Here is a 25,442-nt window from a genome sequence, read left to right as displayed (position 1 = left end):
TGTCACGCGCGAGCGCGGGGGAGGCGTTACATTCAACCTGGGTCATGCATTTATTGATGGCAGGGCAGTTCAGATCCCCACGTTCGGCTCCATCAGTGCTACCTTTTGCCCATATCGGGGAATGAACCACGATTTGGACATACATATCGAGCCGCTTTCCTTTAGATTTTGCTGTTGTCGTTCTCAGTCGGGCACTGGCGGTGCGCGCAACCGATTGATAGCCGCCAAAATGCGGTTGAACAGATCGCCGCTGACTGCGACGTCGTCCAATTGGAATGTGATGACGCGGGCGTGTCGCACAACTTTTGCGCCGATTTTGATCAGCCGGGTCTGCAGGCTGGTCAGCGACCAGTCGGCCATCTCCTCGGGCAACTCGACGCCCTGTAAGAAGACACCCAGATTGTAAGCCAGTGCGTAGGTGCTGTCAGACCAATTCGAACTGGTCTCTGCAAGGACAACATGACTGTCCTATATGCCGCGCCAAGTTGGCGCCACTCAGCGAGAGTGGCGGTGCGGTTGAGTTTGAAATTTCCGCGTGAATAAAGGCGACGTTCCTGGTTGAAGTGATTGCAAACCGAGGCGTGTACTGAGACGAACTTCTGTAAACTTCGCATACGACGAAAGCGCAGCATTGCCCGTTCTCGTCGTCGAAACGGAAGGTGGGAATTCTCAGCGTGGTTATTCAGCCAACGCCCGGTTTTTTTGTCGGGCAGTATTGCCGATGACCTTCATCGCGGCGCCGTAAGACCGAAGTAGGTCGGTCACGATGACATGTGGAGGGCCAAAGCGCTTCATTGTTTTTCTGAAGAATTTCAATGCCGATTTGCGGTCACGGCGCTTGGTGACATGGCTTTCAAGCACCTCGCCCTCGTGATTCACAGCCCGCCAGAGATAATGGGTTTCACCGTTGTTTTTTACCAACACCTCGTCCAAATGCCATTTCCAATTTGAGAGAGCACGAAGTTGCTGAACCCGTTTTTTTTCTTCGGATCTCAGCGGCGAACAACGGCCCAAAGCTATTCCACCAAAATCGCACAGTCTCATGACTGATTTCGATCCCGCGCTCATGCCGCAAATCCTCCACATTCCGGAGCGACAGGGGGAACCGGACGTACAACATCACCGCAAAGGGCGCGTTCCAGCAATTTCCCGACCCATGCAACACAGTCCGTCCACCAAGAGAAGTCAGGATTGCGGAAGCCACTGCGCCAAGCGCGTAATAGGAAGTCGCCGCCGCTTCGGCGCGCGACAGATAGATCATCTGACCTTCGCGGCAGGCATGCAGCTGGACACAAAAGCCGGGGAATAGGGATTCCATGTAACCAGTAACCGCGTCTGGGTATTGCTGGCGTGAAGACCGGTAAGTGGTCTTGATGAAATCACCGTCAAATTCCTGCAGGGCTTCGGCGCTGACATCGATCCGGTCGCCGTCTGGAATTGCTTCGATTGCGGCCGGGCGCTGAAACCCTGCATCGAGCAGAACCTTTCCGATATTGAAGTAAGGGTTGAAGGCAAAGAAGGATTTAGACTGCGCATGCAGGGTTGAGACCATGATGGTTTTGGTGTCGATCACCTCGCGAATCAAGGCGATCTGCGACTGATAGCGCCGCTCCATCACGGCCAGTTTATCGTTGGCGCCAGCAATATCGGCGATCATGGCGTAAATTTCCCACTCGGTCTGTTTAGTCTAATCAAACACCACCGTCGGAGCCAATGCGCGCAGCTGATCTAAATCCGCTGACTGCCAGGTGGTTGTCAGGATCAGATCCGGGTTCAGGCTGGCGATTTTTTCGATATCAGCTGGCTTGCCGCCAACCCAGGTATTGTCTGAGGTGCCAAAATCAACACCGGTGACAGCCGCACTCGACCGGAAAAACGCCGTGGTTTCGCTGTCACTGCGGCCATGGCTACCGACAGGAATAATGCCAAGTTCAATCAGCGGGATTGTCAACTTTAAATCATGCAATGACACAATGCGCTGGGGGCAAACCGGAACAGAAACCTCGGTACCTTTTTCGTCGGTGAGATTACGCATTTCTTGCGCCATCGCGGGCGTCAAATGCGCGGCAGTGGTCAGGGCTGCGACCACTGCAAGTGATCGCAAACTAAAAGGAACATAAGTCTTCTCCGTGTTACTTCGTTCTTGGAATGCTGGCTGAATATCAAAGCTGGCGGTTGTACTGACTTTTTACGATCAGGGTCAAAAAGACCGGCACCCCACCCGCCGCAACGGCGAAGCCTGTGCAACACGTCCGCGCTCAAGGCTACGATCTGGACGCTCAGACGGCAAACCTGAAAATGACAGACGAGGGCCGCAACCTGATTAACAGCGGTGACACGGTGCTTGTCTGGGTCAATGAGGCAGATCTGACCATTGCAACCATGCAACCCACTGCGGCACCACAAAGCCTTGATGAGCGCATGAAGGCTGCGGGGATGCTGACGCTGACCCAAATGCTGGCCGAACCTATCATGGGGAAATTCGGCACCCATGCGGCCATGAACAACATGGAGCTCTTCGGCCAGTGGCTGGACAGCAAGCGCACGGAATACCAAAAAATGCGGATGCGGTATGAGCTGGGCGGCAAATCAAAAGACGACGATTTGTGGGAATGGTTTTTTGCACACGCCGCGACTTTTTCAGAGGTCTGCGACAATTTCCGCGCAGCTGGGGCCTCAACGCCCCACAGCACTGTTACAGTGGCAGAGGCGACGGCCATTAGCGACCGGTTGATAGAGGACCTGGACCGACCTGCAAAAGAAGGTCTCCTTGATGTCATCGAAATCGAGTTTCTGCGGTCGTCGCTGAGTGAAATTGTTATGTTGGATCGCCAGCCCAAAACCGCTGAATGCAACAGCTACATTTACGGCGAATGTGCAAAGATCGCTCGCGCAGCACTGGAACGGAAACAGCACATCAAGTCAGAAGAAGAGGCATGAGCGAACAACCAAAAATACAACAACAGATATTCATCAAGGTGAGTGACGTTCCTAAATTTTACAGCATAGGCCGGGACAAGATCTATCGCTGGAACAAAGAGGTCCCGCAACGGATCGTAATCCACAAGATAGATCGCAGCGCATTGGTGAAGGTTGCCGACCTCAACAAGATCTTCGAAGACGCAGCGACCTAGCACGCTTCAAATGGGGGGCTAGTCGGGGAGCCAGCAACCCCAGCGCCCGTCAATTTATATATATCAACTAGTTAAGGTGGAAAAATGGTGCGGGTGAAGGGACTCGAACCCCCACGCCTCGCGGCGCCAGAACCTAAATCTGGTGCGTCTACCAGTTCCGCCACACCCGCACGCTACGCCAGGATGTCCTAACGTGTGGCGCTGATAGCAAAGCTTGTCACCGGATGCGAGGGCAAATCGACAATTCCGGCACTTATGGCGTGACGGCAACAAAAACCGAAAATTTCACGGTTTGTTTACGTTTACCGGCAAAAAACCGCGACAGAATCAAGCTTTTGCCACAGTCTGAGGGAAAAACGCTGAGGCAGACAGGGCGAGAACGCAATGAAAACGCAGTCCATCAGGCCTGCGCGGGACATAAGTCCGCGTATGGAAAAGGGCCATTCATCATCAGTATCCACCCCGATGACCGGACTGCTGCGGGACACGGTTGTGTTGACACGCAGCGGCGAGGTCTTGGTGCAGGACATCCGCGCCGGCCACCTTATTATCACCCGCGGCGCCGGGCTGGTGCGGGTTCAGGATGTGGCGTGCCATCGCGTCCTGATGCAAGCCATATCAATTGCAGCCGGTTCGCTGGGCGATACCCGCCCCGACACCGATATGATTTTGCCCGCAGACCAGCAGATCCTGACCCGTGATTGGCGCGCAAAGGCCCTGTTCGGCTTGGATCAGGCCCTTGTGTCCGCCTCGTCTCTGGTGGACGGAGAGTTCATCCGCGATCTGGGCCAACAGAATGTCAACCTCTACTCGGTGAAACTGGAGCGCCCGCAGGTGATTTACGCAGGCGGGTTAGAGGTGGCGGGCTCCACTGTTGGCACTGTTGATTTGCGCCCGACCGCCTAAAGCCCCAGATCCCGGAACACCGCTGGCAACTGCTCTGCCAGGTCCTCGGCGATCAGACCAGGGCCAAATTTGCGCGCACATTCCACATGCAGCCAGGCCGCCGTTTCTGCCGCCTGCATCGGCGCAAATCCGCGCGCCATCATGCCGGTGATAAAGCCTGCCAAAACATCCCCCGACCCGGCGGTGGCCAACCAGGGCGCCGACCGTTGGTATTGCGCCGAATTGATAGAACAGCGCCCATCCGGCGCGGCGATAACAGTATCCGGTCCCTTGAACAGCACCACACATCCGGCGCGCTTCGCGGCCTCCCGGGTTGCGTCCACCTTGGAATAGGCCGGGCCCGCGGTCGCAGGCGCATCCAGCCTCTCGGCAATATCCGGAAACAACCGGGCAAACTCGCCCCCATGTGGGGTGATCACGCAGTCCTCGTGCAGCATATCAAACAGCACCGCCGGTTTGACGCTGAACCGGGTCAGTGCATCCGCATCCAAAACGGTCGGCCGCCTTTCCTTTAGCACCGCCAGAACCAGTGCCTGGGTGTCGGCCCGAATCCCCATTCCAGGCCCGACACACAAAGCGTTATAGCGCGCATCCTCAAGCAATTCTGCCAACCCCGGCGCTCCGTCGATTTGCCGCACCATAACTGCGGTCAGGTTGACTGCATTCTCAAACATCGCCGAGCGCGGTGATCCCAATGTGACCAGCCCGGCCCCAATGCGCAAAGCCCCGCGCGCCGCCATCCGGGCAGCACCAGTGTTGCCATGACCACCCGACAGGACCAGCGCGTGACCATGGGTGTACTTGTGGCTTGCTCCATTTTTCCCGCATAAAATCGGGGTGGTAAGCTCCACAACCCCCTTCCGTTCATCACCGCTTGAAAGCCCGATATCCTTGACAACAATTTTACCGCAACTCGAGGCCCCGGCGGCAAGATAATGCCCCAGTTTAGCTCTGTGAAAAGTCACTGTCAGGTCGGCTTCAATTGCCGGATCAGGTGGCGATGACGGGCGGCCTTGTTCTGCCGTCTCACGCAGCACAAACCCACTGTCGGCACAGACCCCCGACGCAACATCCACCGCCACCCAGCGAGGAGGGCCGGTCTCCGCCCCCGCCGCCCCGCAGAGCTCACGGTAAAGCGCGCCAAGCGGTCGGCTCAACCCGGTCCCAAATAACGCATCCACATAGAGCGACGCCGGTGCTCCGTGCGGAGGCTGAAAATCCTCGAAGAGATGGACATCCCCCAGCCTTTCCCATCGCTCACAATTCACTTTGGCATCCGGTGGCAATGTCCCGGCATCCCCATACAGAAACACTGCCACCTCCCAGCCGTGCTCTTTCAGCAGTCGCGCCACCACAAAGCCGTCACCGCCATTGTTACCCGGCCCGCACAGCACCACCGCGCGCAGCGGATCGTTTTCATCTGGCTCTAAATATCCCGGGGAGCGCGAGGGGCTGGCCCCTCGCTCCGAGGCGTACGAACCCAACTCTGGCCATTGCTCAAAAATGGCCTCGACCACCCCCCGCCCGGCCCGTTCCATCAGCTCCAGCCCAGTCACCTCACCAGACTCGATCGCGGCCTGTTCAATAGCCCGCATCTGGGCAGCGGTTAGCAGTTCAGTCATCTCGGGGCCTCATCGATTCAATTCCGCGTAAAAAATAGGCGTATCGCTGCCAAAATGGGCAATTAAGCGTCGCGCGAATGCAGTTTTTCTCACTCATGGCTCAGTATACATTGCTGTTCCTAATAAGAAGTGATCTGACCAGCCTCGACAAGGTGTGAGGAGCCCCGTGACATGAAAAAGATCGAAGCCATCATCAAGCCGTTCAAACTGGACGAGGTGAAGGAAGCGTTGCAAGACGTCGGTGTACAGGGGCTCTCGGTCATCGAGGTCAAGGGTTTTGGCCGTCAGAAAGGCCACACAGAATTATACCGCGGCGCCGAATATGTGGTGGATTTTCTGCCCAAGGTGAAGGTCGAGATCGTGCTGGACGACGATCAGGTCGACGCCGCGATCGAAGCCATCGTTGACGCCGCCAAGACCGACAAGATCGGCGACGGCAAGATCTTTGTCTCGACCGTCGAGCAAGCCATTCGCATTCGGACCGGCGAGACCGGCTCGGACGCGCTGTAACCCACAGCATTCATCTACACAGATCATCCAATCAGAAGGACTAAGGGAATGAGCGCAGACGCAATTCTCAAGACACTCAAAGACGAAGATGTCGCTTATGTTGATATCCGGTTCACCGACGTTCGCGGCAAGTTGCAGCACGTGACAGTCGACGTGGATATGGTCGATGAGGACTTTATCGAAGAAGGCTTTATGTTCGATGGCTCGTCAATCGAAGGCTGGAAATCGATCGAAAACTCGGACATGAAACTGATCATGGACACCGCCAGTGCCTATATCGATCCGTTTTATGCCGAGAAGACACTGTGCATTCATTGCTCGGTTGTTGAGCCCGATACAGGCGAAGCCTATGCGCGTGACCCGCGCGGCACCGCCCAGAAAGCCGAAGCCTACCTGAAATCTTCCGACATCGGTGATGTGGCCTATATGGGTCCCGAAGCTGAATTCTTCCTGTTTGACGATGTGCGCTTCAGCAACACGATCAACAAAGTGTCCTATGAGGTCGACGCTTCCGACGCCTCGTGGAATACTGATACCCAGTATGAAATGGGCAACATGGGCCACCGCCCCGGCCTCAAGGGCGGCTATTTCCCGGTCAACCCGATCGACGAAACCCAGGACCTGCGCTCTGAAATGCTGTCGACCATGAAGCGTCTGGGCATGAAAGTTGACAAGCATCACCACGAGGTCGCCTCCTGTCAGCACGAATTGGGCCTGGTCTTTGACAGCCTGACCAAACAGGCTGATGAGCTGCAGAAATACAAATACGTGGTCCACAACGTGGCCCATGCCTATGGCAAAACCGCGACTTTCATGCCCAAGCCGATCTATGGCGACAACGGCACCGGCATGCATGTGAACATGTCGATCTGGAAAGACGGCAAGCCGCTGTTCGCGGGCGACAAATATGCGGATCTGTCGGACGAGGCCCTGTGGTACATTGGCGGCATCCTGAAGCACGCAAAAACCCTGAACGCCTTTACCAACCCGGCGACCAACAGCTACAAACGTCTGATCCCAGGCTTTGAGGCCCCCGTTCTGCGCGCCTATTCGGCTCAGAACCGGTCGGGCTGCATTCGTATCCCATGGACCGAGTCGCCCAAGGCCAAGCGCGTCGAAGCCCGGTTCCCGGATCCGGCTGCCAACCCCTACCTGTGCTTTTCCGCCCTGCTGATGGCTGGCCTGGACGGCATCAAGAACAAGATCAATCCTGGCGAAGCCATGGACAAGAACCTGTACGACCTGCCCGCAGAAGAGCTGGAAGGTATCCCAACAGTCTGTGGCTCGCTGCGTGAAGCCCTGGACTGCCTGGCTGCGGACCACGACTTCCTGTTGCAGGGCGATGTGTTCACCAAGGACCAGATCGAAAGCTATATTGCCCTCAAGATGGAAGAGGTCGAACTGTTCGAGCACACGCCTCACCCGGTTGAGTTCGGCATGTACTACAGCTGCTAAGCTGAATGGTGCGTGCAAGCACGCACCCTACACAGATATCAGGGCGTTCCTTTTTGGGGGCGCCCTTTTTCGTGCCTAAACAACGCTTGCTTTGCCTCGCTGCACAGGTATTTCCCAACTTGCAATTTTCACTCACTTGGCTCAGGGATAACGCATGACTCTATTTACAGATTTACAGGCGACATTGGCCCTGACTCAGCAGGAACGCTACAAAGCCGCCCTCAAATCCGCACGTGCCGGGATGCGCCGACATAAAAAGCATCCGGATTTTCCAAACTTCGCGGCGGTGGCGCTGTGCTCCCTCGGTAAAAAGCGAGAGGCTATTCCCCTATACCAAAAGGCCCTAGCTCTTGACCCCCAGTTCCATAAGGCGAGACGCAACCTCGGCATGGCGCTGGTTGATATTGATCAAGATGAAAAAGCCATAAAAGTTCTAACCAAGGCCGTTAAAAACGATCCCAAAGATGAAAGGTCCTGGATGCACCTGGCTCTGGCCAAACGCAATCTGGGAGACTTTGAAGGAGCCATGGAAGCTGTTGCAAAGGTCCTCGCAATATCCCCGCAAAAAGAAGATGCGTTGATGCTCAATGCAGATATTCTGGATAAGGCTGATCACATATCAGCCGCATTGGATGCAGGTCGCAAGGCTCTCAAGATAGTCCCTTCAAACATGGTTCTCCTAAAACTAACGGCCAAACTTCTTTCGGCCCAAGGCATGACTGACGAGGCGCTCTCGCTACGGCATCAGGCTGTGGCCTTGAATCCACAACGTACTGATACCTTGAAAGCCCTGGCAACCCAGCTATTGAATTTGGGGCGGCAGGAAGAATGTCGGCAAGTTTCACTAAATGTCCTAAAGCTGGATCCCACCAGCTTCGGTTCGATGGAACAGTTGTCTCTCTTCCAAACTAAGGAACAAAATGCCGAGCTTCGGGAAACTCTTCTTAGTGCATTGGCTGCCACAAAACCCCAAGGCCCGGGTCGAACCAGTATTCTATTCGCACTGGCCCACATCGACCGGAGAGCCGGCGAAACGTCCTCTGCTGACGGCTATTATGCACAAGCCAACCGAGAAACAGCGTTGCTGACACCCTACGACGGCGACCAGCAGGCTTTGCTAACCAACAATATCATTTCCCGCTATCCTGGACCGATGATTTCTGAAAGCCAGACTTTCCCTGACCCAAGACCGATTTATGTTGTTGGACTTCCCCGTTCCGGCACGACGCTGACCGAGGTCACACTTGGAGCGCACCCTGACGTGACTCCGTTAGGTGAACGCAAGATTTCGAAGGCACTGGCCACTGCCTTTTTAAATGATCTTCCACTCGGTCCAAACGAACTGAAAGAGCTTGTAGATCGACAACAGGAAAACCTCCCCCCCTTGCCTGCGGACACGCGGGCCTACGTTGACAAGATGCCCGAAAACTATCGCTATATCGGCGTTCTGAAATCCGCTTTTGGAAATGCCCGTTTCATCAACCTTCGCCGCGATCCACGGGATGTGGCCCTGTCTCAGTGGCACGGGCATTTCGAGAAAGGCGCTATTACCTATTCATATGACCTAAAAGCGATGGCCCATCAGTTTAATCTGTATGCCGAGATTATGGCGCATTGGCATAAGGTCATGCCGGGTGAAATTCTCGACCTTTCGTATGAGGACCTTGTCAGCGACATCGAAACCTCCACCAAAAACATTGCCGAACACTGCGGGCTCGACTGGACGCCCTCGATGGCCCAGCCTCATAAACACGCAGGTCAGGTTCGAACCATGAGCCTGCACCAGGTCCGCCAGCCGGTTCACAGCCGCTCGGTCCGCAAATGGGTCAAGTATGAGGAAATGCTTGCGCCCTTTGTTGCTGAACTCGATCCAAATCTCTGGCCTGAGATCCGTTAATTCGGAATATTCCTGACAAGTTGCCCATCTGGGTATTTTGGTTTGCCAATTGACGTGATAGCGACGCCGGCTCTGTCCTTTTTCAGGAGTCGGCAATGCCCGCCCCAAATACCCTAGGCATAGACTTTGGCACCTCCAATTCCGCCGCAGGGATTGCCGTTGCGGGCCGCCCCTGGCTGGTGGAGCTGGAGCCCGGCCAGACCACCCTGCCGACGGCTGTTTTCTTTGAGGAACAGCCGCGCCGGATGCGGATTGGCGCCAGCGCTACCCAGGCCCTGATCGCGGGCGAGGAAGGCCGCTTCATGCGGGCTCTCAAAAGCCTGCTGGGAACGCCGCTGTTGCGGGAGGAGCGGCGGCTGAACGGTGAACGCATCAATTTCATCGAAATCATCGCCCGCTTTCTGCGGGAAATAAAAACCCGGGCCGAGGCCGCCACCTATCAGGAATTCACCCATGCGCTGTCGGGCCGTCCGGTGCGGTTTCACAGCCGGGATGACACCCGCAACGCCCAGGCCGAAACGGATCTGCGTGACTGCTATCTGGCGGCAGGGTTTCAGGACGTACGCTTCATGTATGAACCCGAAGCCGCCGCCCGTGCAACCGTTCCGGATAAGGGGCTTGGCCTGATCGTCGATATCGGCGGCGGCACCTCGGATTTTTCACTGTTTCGTCAACAAGACTCCGGTGAGACCGAGATTCTGGCCAGCTACGGTCTGCGCATCGGCGGCACCGATTTTGACCGCCGCCTGAGCATCGATCATGTGATGCCGCTGCTGGGGCGTGGCAGTGCCATCCGCAATGCCTTTGGCCTGGGCACCCTGCCCGCCCCCGCCAGGATCTTCAACGATCTGGCCACCTGGCAAATGATCCCTTTCCTCTATGCTGCCGATAGTCGCCACAAGGCGCAGGATCTGGCCAGCAATGCCACCGAGCCCACAAAACTGGCGCGACTGGTCACGGTGCTGGAAGACGAGTTGGGCCACGACATTGCCTTTGCGGTTGAACGCGGGAAAATCCAAAGCAACCAGCCCGACCACCCGGCGCCGCGCATTGATCTAAAGGACCTGGAGCGCGGCCTGATGGTGCCCTTGACTGAGGCCATGGTACAGAACGCACTGGCAACCCAGGTGGACGAGATCGCCGCTGGCGCGGCTGAAACCCTGGCTCTGGCAGGGGTTCGCGCGGATCAGGTCGACAGGGTTGTTCTGGTCGGCGGCTCGTCGCTGATGACAGTGATCGAACACAGGATGTCTCAGCTTTGCCCGGAGGCCAGAATCCACCGGGAAAATGCGATGACGGCCGTCGCCGACGGTCTGGCACTGTCTGCTGCGACCGCCTTTGACTAAATCCCGGTGACAGTAAACTGCCCATAATTCCCATGGTTTTTCGGGCTCGGGGCACTAGGCTCAACAGGGTCCATTTTAGTGAAAGCCAGTTTTATGCGTTTGCCCCTGTTAACATCCCTGTTCTGCCTCTGCCTCGCCGCTCCGGCCCTCACCGCCCCCTGCGGCAATACAGCGGCAGGATTTACCGCCTGGAAAAAGGATTTCGCCCGCGATGCCAGACGGGCGGGCGTGAAAACGCCAGGGCTGCAGGCGCTGCAGACGGCACAATACGCCAGCCGGACGATAGCAGCCGACCGCAACCAAAAGAGCTTCCGCTATACGCTGGAGAAGTTCATGGAAATTCGCGGCTCGACTACAATCATCGCCCAGGGGCGCAAACGCAAAGCACGCAATGCTGGTTTCTATGCCGCGCTGGAGAGAAAATACGGCGTCCCCGCCGGGGTGCTGATCGCCATTCACGGCATGGAAACCGCCTTTGGCCATTTTATGGGCGACAGTCAGATCGTTCCCGCCATCACCACATTGGCCTATGACTGCCGGCGGTCCGACTTCTTTCTGCCCCATGCCATAGGCGCGTTAAAGCTGGTGGATCAGGGGGCCATCACCCCGGCCACCCGGGGGGCCAAACACGGAGAGTTGGGCCATACTCAGTTTCTGCCGGGCAATGCGCTGCAATATGGTGTCGATTGGGGCGGCGATGGCCGGGTCGATTTCTATGATATGGCAGACGCCTTGGCCTCGACCGCCAATTACCTGCGCAAGAAAGGCTGGAAGGCGGGAAAAGGATATCAACCCGGAGAGCCAAACTATGCGGTGTTGAAACAGTGGAATGCGGCCAGTGTCTATCAACAGTCGCTGGCCATTATGGGCGCAGGTATTGATCGCTAAGACATAAGGTTTTACGGCGAAGTATACAGAGCACCGCAAAGTGTAATTTGGGTTGCGAAAATCGCGAACACGCCCACAGGAAAACAACCCGGCTTGCAGGCCGTGATTGTAACAGCTTTGGCAGCATTGTGGCCGTCAGCTGCCCCGGTTCAGCCGTAATTCTATCGTGAAAATCATCACCTCCAATTCAACCATCTGAAAATTCTCAATATTTACCCGGCTCGGCAGAGTCGCCAATATGGAAACAGTTTCTTAGCATTTGCGCGCATCCCGCCTCATTTTCTGCGTTTTCGGCTTCTATTGTTTCCTAAGAAGCAACCTGAGCGGAGGATCCTGACGGTGGCCCAGAGAACTCAATTTTACGGTGGACTAATCTACTACGGACTACCCGGCAGCGCGCTGGCCAAGTGCAGCTGCATCATTGCCGACACGTTGGAAGAATACGGCCATTCGGTCGATCAGTTCAGCGCCCGCGCCAATGACGTGATTGCGCTTGCCTGTGATCAATACCGTCTGGTGCTCAGGATGGGGGAGCAGCCAGAAGCCGCAGACAGTCTTGCAGACAGCCTGAAGCGACGGCCAGGCCAGCAGCGCGTGGAAATTTCCATGCAGCCTAACTTTCCAACCCATTGTGACAGTGAACTCAGCGAAATGCTGATGGCTGTTATTCTGTATAGATTGGTGCCGGCCCTGGCTGCGGAACAGATTGAATGGATGGACCCAAGTGCAACTTTGACGCGGTCGCAATTTCTCAGTGTGTTTGCCAATATCCGCTCGATGCAGCCGCAACCTCAGCCCAGCGCGGATGACCGCTTTGCGCCAATCGAAGAGACAGCAACCGAGCTGGAGCTTCATTGCTCTCAAATGCAAACCTCGCCTCATCCATCGCCGATTGCAGCCACCAGGCCCGCATCCTATCAGCGGTTTACGGCATGGGCCGGAGGTCTGTTGCGCAACAGCGAGCATCATTTTTTCAGCCTGGTTCCCCCATTGATCGCCTGCACCGCCTTGGTGATGGATTCAGGCGCTCTCTAATAAGGGGCCGGTTATCACCCCACTATGAAGCAGGCCCGTCGAACAGTCGCTGATTCCGCAGCACGGCAGATTCCTTGGCGCAAAAGCGACGGTCAGAAAAGTCGCATTCAGCGCGGCGTTACTGGCCGCTTGTCTCCACACTGGACACATCTGTGCAGTTAAGGGACTCTGTTATGACCGAACACTACCGGGACATTCGCAAAATTGATCCCAGCCGCGGCGCCACGCTGGGCGACGGCAGCCCGAACGACAACAACCGGATCGAGATCGGCCCCAGCCAGCTGGCGATGACCGAATGGTCAGCCGCCGGGTTGCAGTTGCCAAACCTCGACCAGATGCGGAAGTTTCGCTGGCAACGGCTGACCCAGGCAATCACCGATCGTGGCTATGGTGGGCTGCTGATGTTCGACCCGCTGAACATCCGCTACGCCACCGACAGCACCAATATGCAGCTGTGGAACTCGCATAATCCGTTCCGCGCGGTGCTGCTCTGTGCGGATGGCTATATGGTGATCTGGGACTATAAAAACTCGCCCTTCCTGTCGACCTTCAACCCATTGGTGCGCGAGCAGAGATCCGGCGCAGATCTGTTCTACTTTGACCGCGGCGACAAGGTGGACGTGGCCGCAGATGTCTTTGCCAATGAGGTCCGGGTTCTGCTGCAGGACCACGCGGGCGACAACAAACGGCTGGCGGTTGACAAGATCATGCTGCACGGGCTGCGCAGTCTCGAGGCGCAGGGGTTTGAGATCATGGAGGGCGAAGAAGTCACCGAAAAGACCCGCGCCATCAAGGGCAAGGACGAGATCCTCGCCATGCGCTGCGCCAATCACGCCTGCGAGACCGCAGTGGCGGAGATGGAGCAGTTTGCCCGGGCCAATGTCGGGGACGGCAAAACCTCCGAGGATGACATCTGGGCCGTTCTGCACGCCGAAAACATCCGGCGCGGCGGCGAATGGATCGAAACCCGGCTGCTCTCTTCAGGCCAGCGCACCAATCCCTGGTTTCAGGAATGTGGCCCCCGCATCACCCAGCAAAACGAGATCATCTCGTTTGATACCGATCTGATCGGCTCTTACGGCATCTGCATCGACATCTCGCGCAGTTGGTGGATCGGCGACCAAAAGCCGCGCCCGGATATGGTCTATGCCATGCGCCACGCCCACGATCATATCATGACCAATATGGAAATGCTGAAACCGGGCGTGATGATCCCCGAGCTGAGCGCCAGCTGTCACCAACTGGATGACCAATTTCAGGCGCAGAAATACGGCTGCCTGATGCACGGGGTGGGCCTCTGTGATGAATGGCCGCTGGTCGCCTACCCGGACAAGGCGGTGGCCGGGGCCTATGACTACCCGCTGGAACCCGGAATGGTGCTCTGCGTCGAGGCCTGCGTCGGCGCGGTTGGCGGTGATTTCTCCATCAAGCTGGAGGATCAGGTGCTGATCACCGAGGATGGCTACGAGAACCTGTCCACCTACCCGTTTGATGCGGCGCTGATGGGCGAGGCCTGAGTGCGGTGCCAGGGCATATAGTGGCGCAGGAAGGCGCGGTTTGACCGGTCTGTCTGGCGGGCGGTCAGGCGGGCGGTCTGGCGGGCGGTCTGGCAGCCTCGACATCACCTTCGCGTGACGCTTTTGTAGCATATCTTGTCGACCGGCTGCCGCGTGCTCACTCTAGGCGGACCCCACAGCAAAGGCCGCGCCCCATGCCCACTCAACAGATCACCTTCCCCGGTCACGCCGGAACCCAACTGGCCGCCCGGCTGGACCTGCCAGAGGGCCCGGTGCTGGCCACCGCCCTGTTTGCCCATTGTTTCACTTGCTCCAAGGATATCCCAGCAGCGCGGCGCATTGCCGGCCGACTGGCGGCGATGGGGATCGCAGTGTTGCGGTTTGATTTTACCGGCCTGGGCCATTCAGAAGGCGAATTTGCCAATACCTCGTTTTCATCAAACGTCACCGACCTGATCGCCGCAGCGCAGTATCTGGCCACCCGCGGCATGGCCCCAGAATTGCTGATCGGTCATTCTCTGGGCGGAGCGGCGGTGCTACGCGCCCGGGGTGGCATCCCATCGGTCAAAGGTGTGGTCACCCTCGGCGCCCCGTTTGACCCTGGCCATGTGGCGCATAATTTTGCCGGCGCCCTGGATGAGATTGACACCAGGGGGTCCGCCGAAGTCAGTCTGGGAGGTCGGCCCTTTACCATCTCGCGGGCGTTTGTCGAGGACATCCGCTCTGCAACACTGGGCACCGCCATCGCTGATTTGAACGCGGCGCTGCTGGTGTTGCACGCACCGCAAGACGCGATCGTCGGCATCGAGAATGCGGCGCAGATCTTCAAAGCAGCCAAACATCCCAAAAGCTTTGTCACGCTGGACGGGACCGATCACCTGATCAGCCGTGCCCGAGACGCCGAATATGCCGCCGAGATGATTGCCGCCTGGGCGGGGCGCTATATCGACCTGTCGCCTCCGGCCCCGCCGCCGGGCGCACCCGAAGGTATTTTGCGAGTGAGCGAGGTCAGCCCAGATGGGTTTCTGCAGGATATCCAGTCCGGCCCGGATCATCACGCCTATGCCGACGAACCGCTGGCCTATGGCGGCAGCAACCTAGGCATGTCGCCCTACGGGTTTGTGTCGGCTGGTCTGGGCGCCTGTACCTCGATGACAGTCCGCATGTATGCCCGCCGCAAGGGCTGGCCCTTGCAGGGGATCCGTGTCGAGATCAGCCATGACAAGGTGCACGCCCAGGATGCCACAACCGGCAACCCCTCGCGCATCGACCAGTTCACCCGTGTTGTTCACTTGCAGGGAGAGCTCAGCGCCGAGCAGCGCAGCCGTTTGTTGGAGATCGCCGACAAATGCCCGGTACACCGCACTTTGGAACATGGGGCCAAGATTGTCACCCGACTGCAAAGCCATCCGGCTGCAGCCTAGCCAGGCTCACCGGCAGACCAGATCTCTGATGGCCCGGTGTACTCCCGCCCCCGCGCGGTGCATCTGCTTTCGCAGAGATCCCTTGCGGTCTTGGGCCCGGCGCCGCGCTTGCGCGGCGCCGGGCCCAACGGCAGCCGTGCCTCCCGTTGGGAGGTCGGCGGCGGGCGGGAGCCATTGGCTCCGTTTAACGGCGCGGCATCGGTCTTGCCACTGGCGGGCGATGGATCGGTGGCCGCGCCACAGGCGGACGGGCTATAGGAGGACGCGCCACTGGAGGACGGGCAACCGGTGGGCGGTTGCCGGGCGGGCGCTCAATCGGGTGTTCCGGTCTCGGCGGCTTTGGCGGCCTTGGGTGCCCATTGTAATAATCATTCCACAACAAGCCGTCATAATACACCCCACCGCTATATGTTGCATTGGGATCGCAACCGGACAGACCAACAACTGCGGCCCCCAGCAAAGCGGCAAGTAGAGCCTTGTTTGACTTTAATAACATCGCACTAGATCCCTTTACCTAACCGCCCGAAACGACGCAAAAACGGCATTCACGTCGGATACCAGATCCGGATCAACCCCGGCCTCCATCACCACCACCGAGATGGCCACCCGGTCGCGCGGCAAATCGACCACAACGGCGGTGAAATGCACCGCCTTGCCATCGCGACTGCCGCTACCAGTTAGCCGCGCGGCAGGCAGGCCGCCCACGGAAATACGTTTGCGCTCCTGCACCTCAGCATTTTCGACCAGAAACGGACCAACGCCGCGCAGATACTCCAGCGCGCCCTGGTAGTTTGTCACCCCATGCGGCGATATGAACCCCATCCAAATGCCGTCTTCGGTGACCGGAGTGAGACCGATAACCCGGTTGATCAGCCGCGCTTCCTCTGATCCCGGAGCGGTGAGACTACGTCCGCCGCCTGCCCGCACGGTCCAGAAATCAGGAACCGACAGGTGGAACAATGCCCGGCCCTCGTCTTTGTAGGTAACCGGCATGTCCGCCAAACCCGGGCCTGACATCAGGGCCACCGATACGGCGAGCCCTGCGGTTGCAAATATGTTGCGCATTAAGCTCGGCATTGCCGCGCCTCCTTGAAAAGGAAGGCCACAGGCAAGTCCACCCATGGCGACTAAACTATGGCGAGTAGAAAGTAATTTCATCACGATGAAAAGGTTCAATTCATATTTGCCCTAGAAGCAACAGGTTTGAGGCCGAGAATTACAGGACATTCGGGCGGCGCATTTGCCAATCTCGAATCTGGTCGAACGGGGCGGCGCTTAGACAAATATGGAGTACATCATCACCGTCGGCTATCGCGTGGCTGGTTTGTATTGTTTGGCCGCTATGTCCATTCCACAGGCATTTCACCAAAAATTCGCTGGAATACCGCTGAAATACCAACGGCAAAACGCCCCACCCAGCGCCGCCTGCCTTGTTGTTTTGCCCCACCTGATCTAATAGGCGCGCATCCCCGCGCTTTCACAAAGGTTCTGGCCAATGATCCCTCGCTACTCCCGCCCCGACATGGTTGCCATCTGGTCTCCGGAAACCAAATTCCGCATCTGGTACGAGATCGAGGCGCATGCCTGCGAAGCCATGGCCAATATTGGCGTCATCCCGCGCGAGAATGCCGATGCGGTATGGAAGGCTAAGGACGTTGAATTCGACGTCGCCCGCATTGACGAAATCGAAGCCGTCACTAAACACGACGTCATCGCGTTCCTCACCCATCTGGCCGAACATGTCGGCAGCGACGAGGCCCGCTTTGTGCATCAGGGCATGACCTCCTCGGATGTGCTGGACACCTGTTTCAACGTGCAGCTAGTGCGCTCCGCCGATATCCTGATCAAGGACATGGACGGGTTGCTGGCCGCGCTGAAAAAGCGCGCGATTGAGCACAAGGACACCGTTCGCGTTGGCCGCTCCCACGGCATCCACGCGGAACCCACCACCATGGGCCTGACATTCGCCCGCTTCTATGCGGAAATGGACCGGAACCTGGCCCGCCTGAAACTGGCCCGCGCTGAAATCTCTACCGGAGCCATCTCTGGCGCGGTTGGCACATTCGCCAATATCGACCCTGCCATCGAAGAGCACGTCTGCGCCGAGCTGGGTCTCTCCCCTGAGCCGATCTCGACCCAGGTGATCCCGCGCGACCGTCACGCGATGTTCTTTGCCACCCTTGGCGTGATTGCCTCCTCGATCGAAAACGTCGCCACTGAAATCCGCCACATGCAGCGCACCGAAGTGCTGGAAGGTGCGGAATTCTTCTCGTCGGGCCAAAAAGGCTCCTCGGCGATGCCCCACAAGAAAAATCCAATTCTGACAGAAAACCTCACCGGTCTGGCCCGTCTGGTCCGCTCGGCTGTGGTGCCGGCGATGGAAAATGTGACCCTCTGGCACGAGCGCGATATTTCCCACTCCTCTGTTGAACGCGCCATTGGCCCCGACTCCTGCATCACCCTGGATTTCGCCCTGGCCCGCCTGACCGGCGTGGTCGACAAGATGCTGATCTACCCCCAGAACATGCTGGACAACATGAACAAATTCCCCGGTCTGGTGATGAGCCAGCGGGTGCTTCTGGCCCTGACACAGGCCGGAGTATCGCGCGAGGATGCCTATTCCATGGTGCAGCGCAATGCCATGAAGGTCTGGGAAGAGCGTCTCGACTTCCGTGATCTGCTGCTGGCGGATGTCGAAGTGGTTGCGGCCCTTGGCGAAGACGGGGTCAACGAAAAATTCGACATGGGGTATCACACCAAACACGTCGATACGATCTTTGCCCGGGTCTTTGGTGCTTAACCCGCCAATAGATTCCGATTAAGTCAGACAGCCCGCCCCGCCATCAGGTGGGGCGTTTTGCGTTTCAGCAACCGGCACATGTCCGCTCCCCCGCGATCAGGTTTTGAAATTTTTCAGCTTCTGCGCTATGCTGGTGTCGTTACCAGTATGGAGACCCGTCATGAGTACAAAATTTATTGTCGCCGCTTTTGTCGTCCTGATGTCAGCCAGTACGGCAATCGCCTGCTCTCAGCACAGCCAGCAGGTCCAATCCTGCGGGGCGGGGACGGTCTGGAACGCCGAGACCCAGAGCTGCACCAAACAGATTTCGGGCTAGGCTCGGCTCACTCCGATGTAACGGGTGGATCGGGATATTGTGATCCCACAATCATTGCTTCTGTGGTTAGTATAAAGACGTGGTTTTCTAATAGTCAGGAAGTCTATTATGCGTACGCTGCTAATTTTGCTCATGTGTTTGCCCGGCTATTCCTTTGCTGCAAGCGGTGGCGGCAAGGGCGTCCCAACCCCCACTCAAACCACCAAATCCTGTTGGGGTGTGCGGGTCTGGGATGACAAGGAAAAGCGCTGCGTGCGGCCCAAGCAATCGTCGCTGGATAGCGACCAGCTGTACGGTGCGGTGCGCGAGCTGGCCTATGCCGGCCGATTTCAGGACGCCCAGGGTGTGTTGCGGGCCATGGTAGATCAAAGCGATGACCGGGTGCTGACCTATTGGGGCTTCACCCATCGCAAGCTGGGCAACATCGCGCTGGCAAACGCGTTTTACAACCAGGCCATCGCGCTGAATCCCAACAACATTTTGGCCCGCTCTTATATGGGGCAAGGCTTTGTCGAAGACGGCCGCCCGGCGCAGGCGCTGGCCCAGTGGCGGCAGATCCGGGCCCGGGGTGGCATTGGAACCTGGGCCGAGCTCTCTCTGCGCGCGGCCCTGGAAACGGGTCAGGGTTTCAGCTACTGACTTCAGCCTTTCTTTACGGCTCATGTCGTAATCTGCTCCGGAACCGAAGAAGAATCTTTTAGGTAAAAGGGGCGCAAGAATGCAGCACGATTTGGCCTTGGCGTTACCGCCAGCATCTACCATGGACACTATGGGCGGATTTGACGCCCTCGCCCCCACATCGCCGATGAACGGGCTGAATGGCAAAGCCAAAGCCGCAATTGTTGTGCGTCTTTTGCTGAACGAAGGGGCCGATATCGCAATTGAAGACCTGTCTGACGAAATGCAGGCCGTTCTGACCCAGCAAATGGGCCGGATGGGGCTTGTGGATCGCGACACACTGCATTCTGTGGCCAATGAATTTGCTGAAATGCTGGACAATGTCGGCCTGTCCTTCCCCAACGGATTGGCCGGGGCCTTGTCAGCGATGGAAGGCAAAATCAGCCGCCAGACCGAACGCCGCCTGCGCAAAGAGGCAGGTGTCCGCCAGTTCGGCAATCCTTGGGAACGGCTGCGGGCCCTGCCCGCCGAAGACCTGGCTGAGTTGGCCGAGGCAGAAAGCACCGAAGTTGCTGCGGTGATGCTGTCAAAACTGGACACTGCCAAGGCCGCCGAAATGCTAAGCCACATGCCCGGACCGGTGGCCCGCCGGATCACTTATGCGGTGCGCTACACCGGCTCGGTGACGCCGGATACCGTGGATCGTATTGGCCTGTCCCTTGCCGCCCAGATTGAGGCCCGGCCGGAAATTGCCTTTGAAGAGACCCCCGGAGAACGTATAGGTGCCATCCTGACCCAATCCGTTGCCGCCAAACGCGAAGAGGTGCTGACTGCGCTGGACGAAGAAGATCTGGAATTTGCCACCGACGTCCGCAAGTCAATCTTTACCTTTGCAATCATCCATCAGCGGGTCAACATGATCGACGTGCCCCGGATTATCCGCGTTGTGCCGCAACCGGACCTGGTGACCGCCTTTGCCTTTGCCTTTGCCAATGGCGAAGACGAACAGGAAAGCGCCGAGTTCATGCTCGCCAATATGTCCAGCCGAATGGCCAACAATATTCGCGACGAAATCGCCGAAAAGGGCAAGGTCAGAACCTCTGTCGGCGAGACTGCGATGGGTGCGGTTGTCAATGTGATGCGCGAATTGGTTCAGTCCGGCGAGATGCAGCTGCGCTCGCAAGAAGAGGATGAAGACGAGGGTTGATCCCGAACAGGGAAAGCCCCCCGGCCCGGCCTGCGGGCGGGCGGCTTGTGCCTGCGGGATGGGGGGCATATGATCGGCAAGTTGATCTTGCCCCAAGCCCACAGGTTCCCTCTGTTTCATGCCCATTGACCCATCAGGACTGTCGCGCCTGTCGCGCGCAAAATATCTAACCAGCAACCTGTTTCTGCGCGGCGTCATTACCGGGCTGGGCCTGATCCCATACCGCTGGCGGGTTCCGGTCATGGGCCGCCTGGTCAGCGCCCTGGCGCCGATTGTCGGCTTTGACAAACGCGTCCGCACCAATCTGAAGCTGACCCGCCCGGACCTGCCCGAGGCCGAGGTCGCCCGTTTGTGCCGCGAGGTGAGCAACAACGCCGGGCGCACTTTGATCGAGCTCTATGCTGGCCAGCCGTTCCTTGACCGGGCCCATGCGGCGCCCGTCACGGGCCCCGGCCTGGCCGCGTTGGAGGCCGCCCGGGCCGAAGGCCGCCCGGTCATTCTGGTGACCGGCCATTTCGGAAACTACGATGCGGCGCGCTCAAACCTGATCCGGCGGGGCTACAAGATGGGCGCTCTGTACCGGCGCATGGCCAACCCCTATTTCAACGCCCACTATGTGCGCACCATCGAACAGATCGGAAAACCGATGTTCGAACAGGGCCGCCGTGGCATGATGGAAATGGTACGCCACCTGAAAGGCGGCGGCATCATCGCCATCGTCGCCGATCTGCACTCGATTGGTGGCAAGAAAATTGATTTCTTCGGCAAACCGGCAGTGACCTCGGTGGTGCCGGCCGAATTGGCGTTGAAATACAACGCCGCCATGATCCCGGTCTATGCCATCCGTCAGGCCAACGGGTTGGATTTCGAAATCACCCTGCACGCGGAAATTCCGCATAGTGATCCGGTGACCATGACCCGCGCCGTCTGTGATGATCTGGAGACCCTGGTGCGCCGCCATATGGGCCAATGGTTCTGGGTTCACCGGCGCTGGAAACCCTAGGCCGGACGGTCAAAGGGCAACCCTGGCAAAGGGCAACCCTGGGGATGCCCGGGGAGACTGGATAGATCGGGGCGGCCTTTGCTGACCTGACCGAACAGCCATCAAGGCGGGTCAATCAACCCGCCGCGCCGCAATAATCGCTCCGAACGGAGGCTGCTGCACCAACACGGCAACAGGCTGCGCCCCCGAAACGGCCACTTCAATCACCGTCTCCACCTGGCCGTCCCAGGGCCCGACCTGCTGCCAGTCTTCGACCACATGGGCGTAGTTGTAGCGATGGCCTGCCAGTTCTCCACGGGTGATTTCAACCGATTTGACCGGTGCAAACTGCACCACCTGCACCATCAGGTTTTCGGGCGGCAGATCCACCAAGGGCAGCAGGGTCAGGGTCAGAACTCCGCCCTTGCGCAGAGCCTTGATCTGCACTTTCGGCGCCGCTCGTTGATGCTTTGCAATGGTGTCTGACAGCGCCATTGCGTCTGCCCCGACCACATCGTCCTGCCCCATGACAACCATCTGCGGCGTATAGATCATGCTGCGGCCCGCGGCATAGGCATAGCCTTTTTGCCGCACAGTATGCGCCGGCCTGGCAAATTCGTCTTGCCAGCCGATGTAATCCCAATAATCCACGTGCAACGCCAGCGGTAGCACGTCATCCCGGTCTGCCAGGCGATGCAATAAAGCATCCGCAGGCGGGCAGGATGAACATCCCTGCGAGGTAAACAGCTCAACCACCACCGGCCCAGACTGAGCGCTCGCCGCCAGCGGCATTCCGATCCAAAGTGCAGCTAAAATGGCTTTCCAAGTGTTCATTACCGGTCTTTCTATAGGCTCTGCAAATCTGGTTTATCTGCCCGACGGCGGCAAGGCCAATCAATCATTCTTGAGACCTGAGTGAGCAGTTCGTTCGCTTTTTGTGTACTATTGCATACAAATCACCCCCCTGCGGCGTTTCAGCTATTGAACGCAGGGCTCTCATGTTGCAAACAGCCCCCAGCGAATTCCCTATTTCCACATCCCAGAGGGAGGCCAACCATGCCTATTACCGTCGGACAGGACACCGCCAAGACACGCAAAGAGCTAAGCGTCAACGGCAAGACCATTTCCTATTACTCGATCCCCGCCGCCACTGAGACCGGCCTGGGTGATTTCTCGAAGCTGCCTGCAGCCCTGAAAGTGGTGCTGGAGAACATGCTGCGCTTCGAAGACAACGGCTTTTCGGTCTCGGTTGACGATATCAAGGCCTTTGCCGAATGGGGTGCCAACGGCGGCAAGAACCCCCGCGAGATCGCCTATCGCCCGGCCCGCGTGCTGATGCAGGATTTCACCGGCGTTCCGGCTGTTGTTGATCTGGCTGCGATGCGCGACGGCATCAAGGCGCTCGGCGGTGATCCGCAGAAAATCAACCCACTGGCGCCAGTCGATCTGGTCATCGACCACTCGGTGATGATCGACGAATTTGGCAACCCGCGGGCGTTCCAGATGAATGTCGACCGCGAGTATGAGCGCAACATGGAGCGTTATCAGTTCCTGAAATGGGGCCAGGGTGCGTTTAACAACTTCCGCGTTGTGCCTCCGGGAACTGGCATCTGTCACCAGGTGAACCTGGAATATCTGGCCAAGACAATCTGGTCCGACACCGATCAGAACGGCGTTGAAGTCGCCTACCCCGATACGCTTGTTGGCACCGACAGCCACACCACCATGGTCAACGGCATGGCCGTCTTGGGCTGGGGTGTTGGCGGTATCGAAGCCGAAGCCGCCATGCTGGGCCAGCCGATCTCGATGCTGATCCCCGAAGTCATCGGCTTTGAGCTGACCGGCGCTATGATTGAGGGCACCACCGGCACCGATCTGGTGCTGAAAGTGGTCGAGCTGCTGCGCGCCAAGGGCGTTGTCGGCAAGTTCGTCGAGTTCTTCGGCGAGGGTCTGGACCGTCTGCCGCTGGCCGACCGTGCTACCATCGCCAACATGGCACCGGAATACGGCGCCACCTGTGGCTTCTTCCCGATCGACGATGAAACCCTGCGTTACCTGCGCAACACCGGTCGCGACGAAGACCGCGTTGCATTGGTCGAAGCCTATGCCAAGGCCAACGGCTTCTGGCGCGATGCGGATTATTCACCGATCTACACCGACACCATGTCGCTGGATATGGGCACTATCGTTCCGGCGATCTCGGGTCCCAAGCGTCCACAGGACTATGTCGCCCTGACCGATGCCAAATCCGCGTTCAGCAAGGAAATGGAAGAGACCTTCAAGCGGCCCATGGGCAAGGAAATCGCTGTCAAAGGCGAAGATTACACCATGGAGTCGGGCAAGGTCGTGATCGCCTCCATCACGTCGTGTACCAATACCTCGAACCCATACGTGATGATCGGTGCTGGTCTGGTGGCGCGCAAAGCGGCGGCACTGGGTCTGAACCGCAAGCCTTGGGTGAAAACCTCGCTGGCTCCCGGCTCGCAGGTTGTCTCGGCCTATCTGGAAGCGGCTGACCTGCAAAAAGATCTGGATGCGGTTGGCTTTAACCTGGTTGGTTATGGCTGTACCACCTGTATCGGCAACTCTGGCCCGATCCAGGCCGAGCTGTCTGCCGCCATTGCCGAAGGTGACTTGGTTGCCACCGCAGTTCTGTCCGGCAACCGCAATTTTGAGGGTCGTATCAGCCCTGATGTGCGCGCCAACTATCTGGCCTCACCGCCGCTGGTTGTGGCCTATGCGCTGGCTGGCACCATGGATATCAACATCGACACCGATGTGATCGCTCAGGACAAGGACGGCAACGACGTCTACCTGAAAGACATCTGGCCAACCACTCAGGAGGTTGCCGATCTGGTGGAGCAAACCGTCACCCGCGCGGCGTTCCTGGACAAATACGCCGACGTGTTCCAAGGCGACGAAAAATGGCAGGGCGTGGATACCACCGACGCCGAGACCTATGACTGGCCGCCGACTTCGACCTATATCCAGAACCCGCCCTATTTCCAGGGAATGAGCCCCGAGCCCGGCACTATCAGCAATATTGAGAATGCCAAGGTTCTGGCGATTCTGGGCGACATGGTCACCACCGACCACATCTCGCCTGCTGGTAGCTTTGCGACAACCTCGCCTGCCGGTGCCTATCTGCTGGAGCGTCAGGTGCAACCGCGTGAGTTCAACTCGTATGGGTCGCGTCGCGGCAACCACGAGATCATGATGCGCGGCACCTTCGCCAACATCCGCATCAAGAACGAGATGCTCGACGGTGTTGAAGGTGGCTATACCACTGGTCCCGACGGAAAACAGGCGGCGATCTATGATGCGGCCATGGCCTATCAGGAGGCTGGCACTCCGCTGGTGATCTTTGGTGGTGAACAGTACGGCGCCGGGTCTTCGCGCGACTGGGCTGCCAAGGGCACTGCCCTGCTGGGCGTCAAGGCCGTGATCACCGAGAACTTTGAGCGGATCCACCGCTCGAACCTGGTTGGCATGGGTGTTATCCCGCTGGAATTCACCAATGGCGACAGCCGCAAATCGCTGGGCCTGACCGGCGCCGAAACCGTGTCGATCACCGGTCTGGACACCATCCAGCCGCGGCAGGAAGTACCCTGCTCGATCACCATGGCGGATGGTACGGTCAAAGAAATCACTCTCAAGTGTCGCATCGATACCGCGCCCGAGATTGAATACGTCGAACATGGCGGCGTGCTGCACTACGTGCTGCGGAATTTGGCCAAGTCGTAAGGCTGAAGTCGGCCAGTACTGAATAACAAAAAGCCCCGGCG

At 58.1% G+C, this 25,442-nt stretch carries 21 protein-coding genes, 1 tRNA gene and 2 pseudogenes; 17 read left to right on the top strand and 7 right to left on the bottom strand.

Translation table 11 applies throughout. From position 1 onward, the window contains the following. Window positions 1-183: 183 nt before the first annotated feature. From QPJ95_RS13290 to QPJ95_RS13280, 3 genes and pseudogenes are all read right to left on the bottom strand, one after another. Window positions 184-417, bottom strand: a pseudogene (locus QPJ95_RS13290) (transposase); the annotation flags it as partial. 56 nt (window positions 418-473) lie between these two features. Beyond that, window positions 474-1,165 (bottom strand): annotated as a pseudogene (locus tag QPJ95_RS13285) (IS6 family transposase); the annotation flags it as partial. Window positions 1,166-1,687: 522 nt separating this feature from the next. Then, a complete protein-coding gene (locus tag QPJ95_RS13280) occupies window positions 1,688-2,035 on the bottom strand; it encodes a TroA family protein (RefSeq protein WP_270919987.1) in 348 nt (115 codons plus the stop codon). Window positions 2,036-2,241: 206 nt separating this feature from the next. On the opposite strand from QPJ95_RS13280, the gene QPJ95_RS13275 reads away from it, so the two are divergent. Beyond that, window positions 2,242-2,940, top strand: a complete 699-nt coding sequence (locus QPJ95_RS13275; RefSeq protein WP_270919986.1) for a hypothetical protein — start codon at window positions 2,242-2,244, stop codon at window positions 2,938-2,940. Beyond that, window positions 2,937-3,134, top strand: coding sequence for a hypothetical protein (locus QPJ95_RS13270; RefSeq protein ID WP_270919985.1), 198 nt, complete (start codon window positions 2,937-2,939; stop codon window positions 3,132-3,134). The genes QPJ95_RS13275 and QPJ95_RS13270 overlap by 4 nt, the downstream gene beginning before the upstream one ends. An 85-nt stretch (window positions 3,135-3,219) precedes the next feature. Here the strand turns inward: QPJ95_RS13270 and QPJ95_RS13265 are convergent. After that, a tRNA-Leu gene (locus tag QPJ95_RS13265) sits at window positions 3,220-3,304 on the bottom strand. 259 nt (window positions 3,305-3,563) lie between these two features. Between QPJ95_RS13265 and QPJ95_RS13260 the strand changes: the two genes are divergently transcribed. Then, window positions 3,564-4,040: a Hint domain-containing protein gene (locus tag QPJ95_RS13260; protein ID WP_270919984.1), complete on the top strand. Its 477-nt coding sequence runs from the start codon at window positions 3,564-3,566 to the stop codon at window positions 4,038-4,040. Here the strand turns inward: QPJ95_RS13260 and QPJ95_RS13255 are convergent. Further along, entirely contained in the window at window positions 4,037-5,662 is a 1,626-nt protein-coding gene (locus QPJ95_RS13255; RefSeq protein ID WP_270919983.1) for an NAD(P)H-hydrate dehydratase, read from the bottom strand. The genes QPJ95_RS13260 and QPJ95_RS13255 overlap by 4 nt on opposite strands. Before the next feature lie 171 nt (window positions 5,663-5,833). Here QPJ95_RS13255 and QPJ95_RS13250 point away from each other — a divergent pair, with 171 nt between their 5' ends. The 8 genes from QPJ95_RS13250 to QPJ95_RS13215 all read left to right on the top strand — a co-directional run bounded on the left by QPJ95_RS13250 (window position 5,834) and on the right by QPJ95_RS13215 (window position 15,734). Then, the gene (locus QPJ95_RS13250; protein ID WP_270919982.1) at window positions 5,834-6,172 is read left to right on the top strand and encodes a P-II family nitrogen regulator; all 339 of its coding nucleotides are present in this window, start codon (window positions 5,834-5,836) and stop codon (window positions 6,170-6,172) included. A 48-nt stretch (window positions 6,173-6,220) separates the two neighbouring features. Then, the gene (gene glnA, locus QPJ95_RS13245) at window positions 6,221-7,627 is read left to right on the top strand and encodes a type I glutamate--ammonia ligase (protein ID WP_270919981.1); all 1,407 of its coding nucleotides are present in this window, start codon (window positions 6,221-6,223) and stop codon (window positions 7,625-7,627) included. A gap of 154 nt (window positions 7,628-7,781) precedes the next feature. Next, window positions 7,782-9,524, top strand: a complete 1,743-nt coding sequence (locus QPJ95_RS13240) for a tetratricopeptide repeat-containing sulfotransferase family protein (protein ID WP_270919980.1) — start codon at window positions 7,782-7,784, stop codon at window positions 9,522-9,524. A gap of 95 nt (window positions 9,525-9,619) precedes the next feature. Continuing rightward, on the top strand, window positions 9,620-10,870 hold the full coding sequence (locus QPJ95_RS13235) for an Hsp70 family protein (RefSeq protein ID WP_270919979.1): 1,251 nt from the start codon (window positions 9,620-9,622) through the stop codon (window positions 10,868-10,870). A gap of 93 nt (window positions 10,871-10,963) precedes the next feature. Further along, window positions 10,964-11,758, top strand: coding sequence for a lytic murein transglycosylase (locus QPJ95_RS13230; RefSeq protein ID WP_270919978.1), 795 nt, complete (start codon window positions 10,964-10,966; stop codon window positions 11,756-11,758). Between the two features lie 339 nt (window positions 11,759-12,097). Further along, the gene (locus QPJ95_RS13225; protein WP_270919977.1) at window positions 12,098-12,793 is read left to right on the top strand and encodes a hypothetical protein; all 696 of its coding nucleotides are present in this window, start codon (window positions 12,098-12,100) and stop codon (window positions 12,791-12,793) included. A gap of 173 nt (window positions 12,794-12,966) precedes the next feature. Next, on the top strand, window positions 12,967-14,310 hold the full coding sequence (gene dddP, locus QPJ95_RS13220) for a dimethylsulfonioproprionate lyase DddP (protein WP_270919976.1): 1,344 nt from the start codon (window positions 12,967-12,969) through the stop codon (window positions 14,308-14,310). Window positions 14,311-14,504: 194 nt separating this feature from the next. Then, a complete protein-coding gene (locus tag QPJ95_RS13215) occupies window positions 14,505-15,734 on the top strand; it encodes a bifunctional alpha/beta hydrolase/OsmC family protein (RefSeq protein WP_270919975.1) in 1,230 nt (409 codons plus the stop codon). A gap of 510 nt (window positions 15,735-16,244) precedes the next feature. On the opposite strand, the gene QPJ95_RS13210 is transcribed toward QPJ95_RS13215, so the two are convergent. Then, window positions 16,245-16,811: a hypothetical protein gene (locus QPJ95_RS13210; RefSeq protein ID WP_270919974.1), complete on the bottom strand. Its 567-nt coding sequence runs from the start codon at window positions 16,809-16,811 to the stop codon at window positions 16,245-16,247. Between the two features lie 418 nt (window positions 16,812-17,229). Here QPJ95_RS13210 and purB point away from each other — a divergent pair, with 418 nt between their 5' ends. The 5 genes from purB to QPJ95_RS13185 all read left to right on the top strand — a co-directional run bounded on the left by purB (window position 17,230) and on the right by QPJ95_RS13185 (window position 21,678). Beyond that, window positions 17,230-18,534, top strand: coding sequence for an adenylosuccinate lyase (gene purB, locus QPJ95_RS13205; protein ID WP_270919973.1), 1,305 nt, complete (start codon window positions 17,230-17,232; stop codon window positions 18,532-18,534). Window positions 18,535-18,694: 160 nt separating this feature from the next. Beyond that, window positions 18,695-18,850 carry a carbohydrate-binding module family 14 protein gene (locus QPJ95_RS13200; RefSeq protein ID WP_270919972.1) on the top strand — a complete coding sequence of 52 codons (156 nt, stop codon included), beginning with the start codon at window positions 18,695-18,697 and terminating at the stop codon, window positions 18,848-18,850. 108 nt (window positions 18,851-18,958) lie between these two features. Beyond that, window positions 18,959-19,489, top strand: a complete 531-nt coding sequence (locus QPJ95_RS13195) for a tetratricopeptide repeat protein (protein WP_390922117.1) — start codon at window positions 18,959-18,961, stop codon at window positions 19,487-19,489. A gap of 79 nt (window positions 19,490-19,568) precedes the next feature. Continuing rightward, window positions 19,569-20,675, top strand: coding sequence for a flagellar motor switch protein FliG (locus tag QPJ95_RS13190; RefSeq protein WP_270919971.1), 1,107 nt, complete (start codon window positions 19,569-19,571; stop codon window positions 20,673-20,675). A gap of 118 nt (window positions 20,676-20,793) precedes the next feature. Then, window positions 20,794-21,678 carry a lysophospholipid acyltransferase family protein gene (locus QPJ95_RS13185; RefSeq protein WP_270919970.1) on the top strand — a complete coding sequence of 295 codons (885 nt, stop codon included), beginning with the start codon at window positions 20,794-20,796 and terminating at the stop codon, window positions 21,676-21,678. Between the two features lie 111 nt (window positions 21,679-21,789). On the opposite strand, the gene QPJ95_RS13180 is transcribed toward QPJ95_RS13185, so the two are convergent. Continuing rightward, window positions 21,790-22,491 carry a DUF1223 domain-containing protein gene (locus QPJ95_RS13180; protein WP_270919969.1) on the bottom strand — a complete coding sequence of 234 codons (702 nt, stop codon included), beginning with the start codon at window positions 22,489-22,491 and terminating at the stop codon, window positions 21,790-21,792. A gap of 222 nt (window positions 22,492-22,713) precedes the next feature. Here QPJ95_RS13180 and acnA point away from each other — a divergent pair, with 222 nt between their 5' ends. Next, window positions 22,714-25,401 carry an aconitate hydratase AcnA gene (acnA, locus tag QPJ95_RS13175; protein WP_270919968.1) on the top strand — a complete coding sequence of 896 codons (2,688 nt, stop codon included), beginning with the start codon at window positions 22,714-22,716 and terminating at the stop codon, window positions 25,399-25,401. Window positions 25,402-25,442: the final 41 nt, after the last annotated feature.

Source organism: Parasedimentitalea psychrophila (assembly GCF_030285785.1).
GTDB lineage: Bacteria > Pseudomonadota > Alphaproteobacteria > Rhodobacterales > Rhodobacteraceae > Parasedimentitalea > Parasedimentitalea psychrophila.
The sequence above is the reverse complement of the archived record's forward strand: the minus strand, read 5'-3'. Positions and strand labels throughout refer to the sequence as shown.